The following is a 5,564-nucleotide window of genomic DNA, read 5'->3' as shown; positions in this document are numbered from 1 at the left end:
GTCCGGGGGAGTGCGACGTGGGGGTGTACGGGGTGGAGGCGTGCGCGGAGGCGGCGGACGGGCGGACGTCGGGTGTGGTCGGGAGGTAGGTCGGCGGGTGGCCCGACGGGGTGGCAGGGTCACGGTACGGAGACCCGCCCGGCGCCTGGGGCCCGGCGGGTGTGCGGTGAAGGGACCGCGGGTCCGGCCCGGCGGGGGTGGGGGAGCCGGTGGGCGCGGGGTTCCGGCCGGAGGGCACGCGAGGGTCCGACGCCGGGTCCGGCCGGGTGCGCGTCCCGGATACGGATCCGGACCCGGATCCGGCCGGTGCTCCCGCTCCGCCGGTCCAGGGCTCCGTCGCCGTGCCCGTGCCCGTGCTCGTGCCGGTGCCCGGTCCCGGCCGGGGCGGACCCGAGCCCGTCCGCGCGCCCCCGCCCGTACCCGGATCCGCGACGGCCGCCGCACCGGTCCGCCGCTCCGTGCTCCCGCCCGGGCCGGCCGGGTCGCGGCGGTGTGCTTCCGAGGGCTCCGGGGCGGCGCTCCCGCCCGGGTCGTGGCCGTGGCTCGTCCCCGGGTCCCGGCCGCCGTGGCCCCCGCCCGGGCCTCCCCGGGCCGGGAAGGCGGCCCCGGCGCCCGTGCCGGTCCGTTCGCCGGCCGCCGGCGCGGCCGCCGCGTCCAGCAGGCGCTGGGCCTCCGCCGAACCCATGCGGGTGCGCGGGTCCTTGCGGAGCAGCCCGAGCAGGAGCGGGGCGAGCGGTCCGGCGCGGCGCGGCGCGGGCGGGTCCTCGTGCACGACGGCCTGGAGCGTGCCCAGCGCCGAGGCGCGGCGGAACGGTGACATCCCCTCGACGGCCGCGTACAGCGTGGCGCCCAGCGACCACAGGTCCGAGGGGGTACCGGGATGCTTGCCGAGCGCCCGCTCGGGAGCCAGGTAGTCGGGCGAGCCGATGACGTCGCCGGTGCGGGTCAAGGTGCCCGTGCCCTCGACGAGCGCGATGCCGAAGTCGGTGAGCACCACCCGGCCGTCGTCCTGGAGCAGGACGTTGGCGGGCTTGACGTCGCGGTGCAGCACCCCGGCGGCGTGCGCGCTGCGGAGCGCCCGGAGCACCGCGGACCCCACGCGCGCCGCCTCCCCGGGCGACAGCAGGCCGTCGGCCTCCAGGACGTCGGCGAGCGACCGGCCGCGGACCAGTTCCATGACGATCCACGGGCGGCCGTGCTCCTCCACCACGTCGTGCACGGTGATCACGTACGGGTGGCTGATCCGGGCCGCGGCCCGGGCCTCCTGCACCAGCCGGGCGTGCAGCACCCGGACGTCGGCCTCGCGCAGGTGCTCCGGCGCCCGGACCTCCTTGACGGCCACCTCGCGGCCCAGCACCTCGTCGTAGGCGCGCCACACCACGCCCATGCCGCCGCTGCCGAGCCGGCCCAGCAGCCGGTACCGCCCGGCCAGCAGGGGAAACCGCTCGTCGCCGCCGTTGGCGTCCATGCCGTCCCGCCCCCTCCCCCGTGGGGCCCGGGCCGCTCCGGGCACCCGCGCAATCGGGCCACACCGGCTGGGACGCGACGGCGCCGCTTCCCGTTCCCGTGGAACGGGACCGGTTCGGCGGCGGTGCGTCCCAGCCGGTGCGGCCCGGAGAGGATGCGGTGCCGGGGAGGGCCCGGCGGGGGTCAGCGCGGGTCGGCGAGCTGCTTGTCGAGCCAGCGCAGCACCTCGGGGTACTCCTCGCGCCAGGTCTGGAAATTGTGGCCGCCCTCGTCGCGGATCAGCTTCTCGACCTTCGTGGGCCACTTCGCCTTCTCGACGAAGTGCATGGCCTGCTTGTAGTACTTCTCCTCGCCCTTCTTGCTGACGCCGACCAGCAGCGACACCGGCGGCGCGGGCATGTGGGCGGCGCGCCAGACGAGGTCGGCCTCGTTCTTGAGCTGCTTGCTGCCCGCGTAGAGGTCGCCGGTCTCGCGGTCCTGCCGGGCGAAGAAGTCGGCGGAGAGGCCGGCGCCGGCGCCGTAGCGGGCCGGGTTGGTCATGGCCATCTTCAACGCGCAGTAGCCGCCGGTGGAGTTGCCGACGGCGCCCCAGGCGCCGCGCGAGTTGTCGGCGCGGTACTTGTCGTTGACGGCCACCGGCAGGTCCTGGTTGAAGAAGGTCAGCGCCTGCGGGCCGCCGGGGACGTCCGTGCAGTTGGTGTCGCGGTCGGCGACGACCGACGGCCGGACCATCAGGACGATCGTCGGGCGCGTCTTGCGCTCCTTGACGAGCTTGGACGCGGCCTGGGGCACCTTGATCTGGGTGATCAGGTTTCTGGAGACGCCGGGCTGGCCGGTGACCGCGACGATCACGGGGAAGCGGTCCTTCTCGTGGCCCTTCTGGAAGTACTGCGGGGGCAGGTACGCGTACCCGTCCATGCTCAGGCCGGTGACCGGCCCGCGGATCGATATCCGGTCCACCTGCCCGCCCTTCTCGCGCGGGCCCAGCCCCACCGACTCCTGGCCCTTCACGACGAGCGCGGGCGGCCGCTTGTCGCCCGCCTTGCCGGGCTGGAGCTCCTGGTGGCTGGAGTTCTGCCCGAACAGTTCCTTCCAGGTGGAGTAGAAGCCGAACTCGTTGTTGGCGGCGACGAGCAGCACGGCGAGGACGCTCACCTGGGATATGACGAGCATGCCCAGGCGCGAGGCCCAGGACAGCACCCCCTTGCGGGCGGCGCGCGGCCACAGCCACAGAACCAGGGCGCACACCGCGACCGCGATGAACACCAAGAGCAACAGTAGATTCTGGGACGTGAGACCCACGGTGGTAACTCCTCCTGGAGGGTGCTTTCACCTGAGAGAGAGGGAGGACGACCGGGGGAGGTTCCGTATATGCACCGCAATCTCATGCTATGGCGCCGATCGGCGGCGCGCATGTCCGCCCCGGAAGTCCGCCGGAATCCCGCCCGGGCGGTACGGCGACATTACCAAGCGGTAAACGCAGGTCAGTCGGGGGTTCCCGGGTGGGCGGCGGGGCGGGGAAGAGCGAAGGCGCGCGTTCCGGGGCGGCCTGACGGTTCGTACGGAATACGTCACGCGCCGCATAGGGCGAGCCGGGGGCGCGGCTGCCGGAATCGTGTATTCCGTGCGTGGTCCGTGAGGAGTCGCGGTGAATTCCCCGCCCGCCGGAATTCCGGACGCGCGGAATGCCCGGCGGGAATCGGGTGTGGCGGGGGACATGCGGGACGGGTCGCGCCACGCGGTGCGCACCTCATTGCCGGGGCCTGCTCCGGGGCCCCTCTCCGCCCGCATCAATGTGTCAACTGTGATGTGCGTGACGGAAGTTGGGGATCGCTGGGTTCCCGTCGCGGCGGTGCGTAGGCTCGGACCCCGGTACCGGCTCATCCGAAGGTTCACCACCGTTCGCGGCACGCCCCACCGGGACTCGCCGCGAACCGACGGCTCACCAGGCCGAGGAAGGCTGAGGAACGTCGTATGACCACCCCTGCGTCCACGTCCCCGCACGCCCCGGAACACCCCGAGGCGTCCGCCGCTCCGCCGCCCCCGTTCGTCCACTTCCCCGCCGACCTGCTGACCGCCGCCCTCGCGGCGCTCCCGGCGGGGGAGGCGGCCGCGTTCACCGCGTCGTGGGACGACCTGCCGGCCGACCCGCACGCGGGCACCGGCACGCCGTACCGCTTCCGCCGGTACAGCAGATTCCGCATCCGTCCTGACCGGCTGGAGCTGCTGCCCCACGTCCCCTTCTTCCAGGACCGCGCGGTGAACGCGGTGAACGGCGGGGTGGACCGCCTGTTCGCGCCGCTCGCCGACGCCGTGGCCGGGGGCCCGGCGCTGGCGACGGTCGTCCGGACCCTGCGGGAGCGGCTGCCCGGGCCGCGCGACGGGATGGACGCCTGCGGAGTCCACCAGATACGCGTCGTCGCCACCCCGGACACCGAGGGCCACCCCGCCCCGGAGGGCATCCACCAGGACGGGCACTGCTACGTCGCCCAAGTGCTGATCCGGCGCGAGAACGTGGAGGGAGCGGACTCGTGCCTCTACGACCCGGACCGGACGCCCGTCCACGAGGCGCTGCTGACCACGCCGTTCGAGACCATCGTCCTCGACGACCGCAGGGTCTTCCACGGCGTCACACCCATCCGTCCGGCCGCGGGGGCCGGGCGGGGGGTGCGGGACATGCTGCTCGTCGACTTCTTCCCGCCCGGGGACTGAGCCGGGCTCGGGGGCTCCCCCGGGTGCCGCTCCGGGGCCCCGGAGCGGCACCCGCGAGGCGCGCCCGTTCGCAAAGGGCTCAGGACCAGCGCACCGGCAGCGAGCGGACGCCGTAGGCCTGGGTGTCGTAGTGGAAGTCGAGCTCGGAGAAGGGGACGGCGAGGCGCAGGCCGGGCAGGCGGCGCAGCAGTGTCTCCAGCGCCACTTGCAGCTCCTGCTCGGCCAGGAACCCGCCCAGGCAGCGGTGCGGACCGTGGCCGAACGCGACGTGCCGGCGGGCGTCGCGGGTGATGTCGAACCGGGCGGGGTCGGGGAAGGCGCGCTCGTCGCGGTTGGCCGCCCCGAGGACGCAGACGACGCCTTCGCCGGCGCGGATCCGCTGCCCGCCGACGGTGACGTCCTCGGTGGCGACCCGGGTCAGGCCCTGGTGGAGGATGGTCAGGTAGCGCATCAGCTCGTCGACGGCCCCGGCCGTGAGGCCGGGATCGCGCCGGAGGCGGGCGAGCTCGTCGGGGTGTCGCAGGAGGACGAGCACGGACAGGGCGATCGTGTGCGCGGTCGACTCGTGGCCGTTGATCACCAGCAGCCGGCCGATGGCGGCGATGTCCCGGTCGGGCATCCCGTCGGCGGCCAGGCGGCCGATGATGCCGTCCTCGGGCCGGTCGCGCTTGTCGTGGGCCAGCGCGATCAGGTAGCGGTCCAGTGTGTGGATGGCGGTGCGGACGCGGTCCGGCGGGGCGCTGTTGTCCATCAGGGTGCGGCTCTGCCGCTGGAAGAACTCGCGGTCCGCGTAGGGGACGCCGAGGAGCAGGCAGACCACTCGCGACGGCAGCGGGAGGGCGTACTCGGCCACCAGGTCGGCGGACCGCCGGCCCGCGGTCATGGCGTCGATCAGCTCGTCGGCGATCTCCTGGAGCCGTGGCCGGAGCGCCAGGACGTTCCGGCGGTCGAAGTCGCGCAGGATCGTGCGGCGCAGCCGGGCGTGCTCGGCGCCGTCGAGATTGATGAAGGTGCGGTTGTCGTGTTCGGCCATCGCCTGGCGGGCCGGGTTGAGGAAGGGAAAACCCGGGAGGCGGGTGTCGGCGCCGAACCGCGGGTCGCTCAACACCTCGCGCACGTGTTCGTGCCGGGTGACCAGCCGGCACCAGTCCCCGTTCCACAGCCGCGCGCGGGAGACCGGAGCCCGGGAGCGGGCGTGCTCGTAGGCGGGCGGCGGGCTGAACGGGCAGGTCCTGTCGCCGGCCGGCAGGGTGAGGGGGTCGGTGGCGCGGGACTCTGTCATCGCGGACTCCTTCGACCGGTGGGGGCTGGTCGCCGGACGGCCATTGGATCGCCGTCCCCGGCCGGCCGCAACCGCGGGGCGGCGGGCGCGCGGGGGCCGTGCC

4 protein-coding genes are annotated in these 5,564 nt (G+C 74.4%); 1 reads left to right on the top strand and 3 read right to left on the bottom strand.

Annotation, left to right across the window (positions count from 1 at the left end; genetic code table 11):
• Both ACSNOK_RS30095 and ACSNOK_RS30090 read right to left on the bottom strand, forming a co-directional pair.
• Positions 1–1,468, bottom strand: a 1,468-nt coding sequence (locus ACSNOK_RS30095; RefSeq protein WP_436783963.1) for a protein kinase domain-containing protein, incomplete at its 3' end; no start/stop codon positions are given.
• A 182-nt stretch (positions 1,469–1,650) separates the two neighbouring features.
• Entirely contained in the window at positions 1,651–2,769 is a 1,119-nt protein-coding gene (locus ACSNOK_RS30090) for an alpha/beta hydrolase (protein ID WP_436783962.1), read from the bottom strand.
• 672 nt (positions 2,770–3,441) lie between these two features.
• Here ACSNOK_RS30090 and ACSNOK_RS30085 point away from each other — a divergent pair.
• The gene (locus ACSNOK_RS30085; RefSeq protein WP_436783961.1) at positions 3,442–4,179 is read left to right on the top strand and encodes a 2OG-Fe dioxygenase family protein; all 738 of its coding nucleotides are present in this window, start codon (positions 3,442–3,444) and stop codon (positions 4,177–4,179) included.
• Positions 4,180–4,258: 79 nt separating this feature from the next.
• On the opposite strand, the gene ACSNOK_RS30080 is transcribed toward ACSNOK_RS30085, so the two are convergent.
• A complete protein-coding gene (locus ACSNOK_RS30080) occupies positions 4,259–5,461 on the bottom strand; it encodes a cytochrome P450 (protein WP_436783960.1) in 1,203 nt (400 codons plus the stop codon).
• Positions 5,462–5,564: the final 103 nt, after the last annotated feature.

The sequence above is a fragment of the Streptomyces sp. URMC 126 genome (genome assembly GCF_051386555.1).
Taxonomy (GTDB): Bacteria; Actinomycetota; Actinomycetes; order Streptomycetales; family Streptomycetaceae; genus Streptomyces.
This window is presented reverse-complemented; position numbering and strand designations above follow the sequence as displayed.

Coding starts and splice junctions, on each gene's coding strand:
- ACSNOK_RS30085 (WP_436783961.1), top strand. CDS start 3,442: ATGACCACCCCTGCGTCCACGTCCCCGCACGCCCCGGAACACCCCGAG.
- ACSNOK_RS30080 (WP_436783960.1), bottom strand. CDS start 5,461: ATGACAGAGTCCCGCGCCACCGACCCCCTCACCCTGCCGGCCGGCGAC.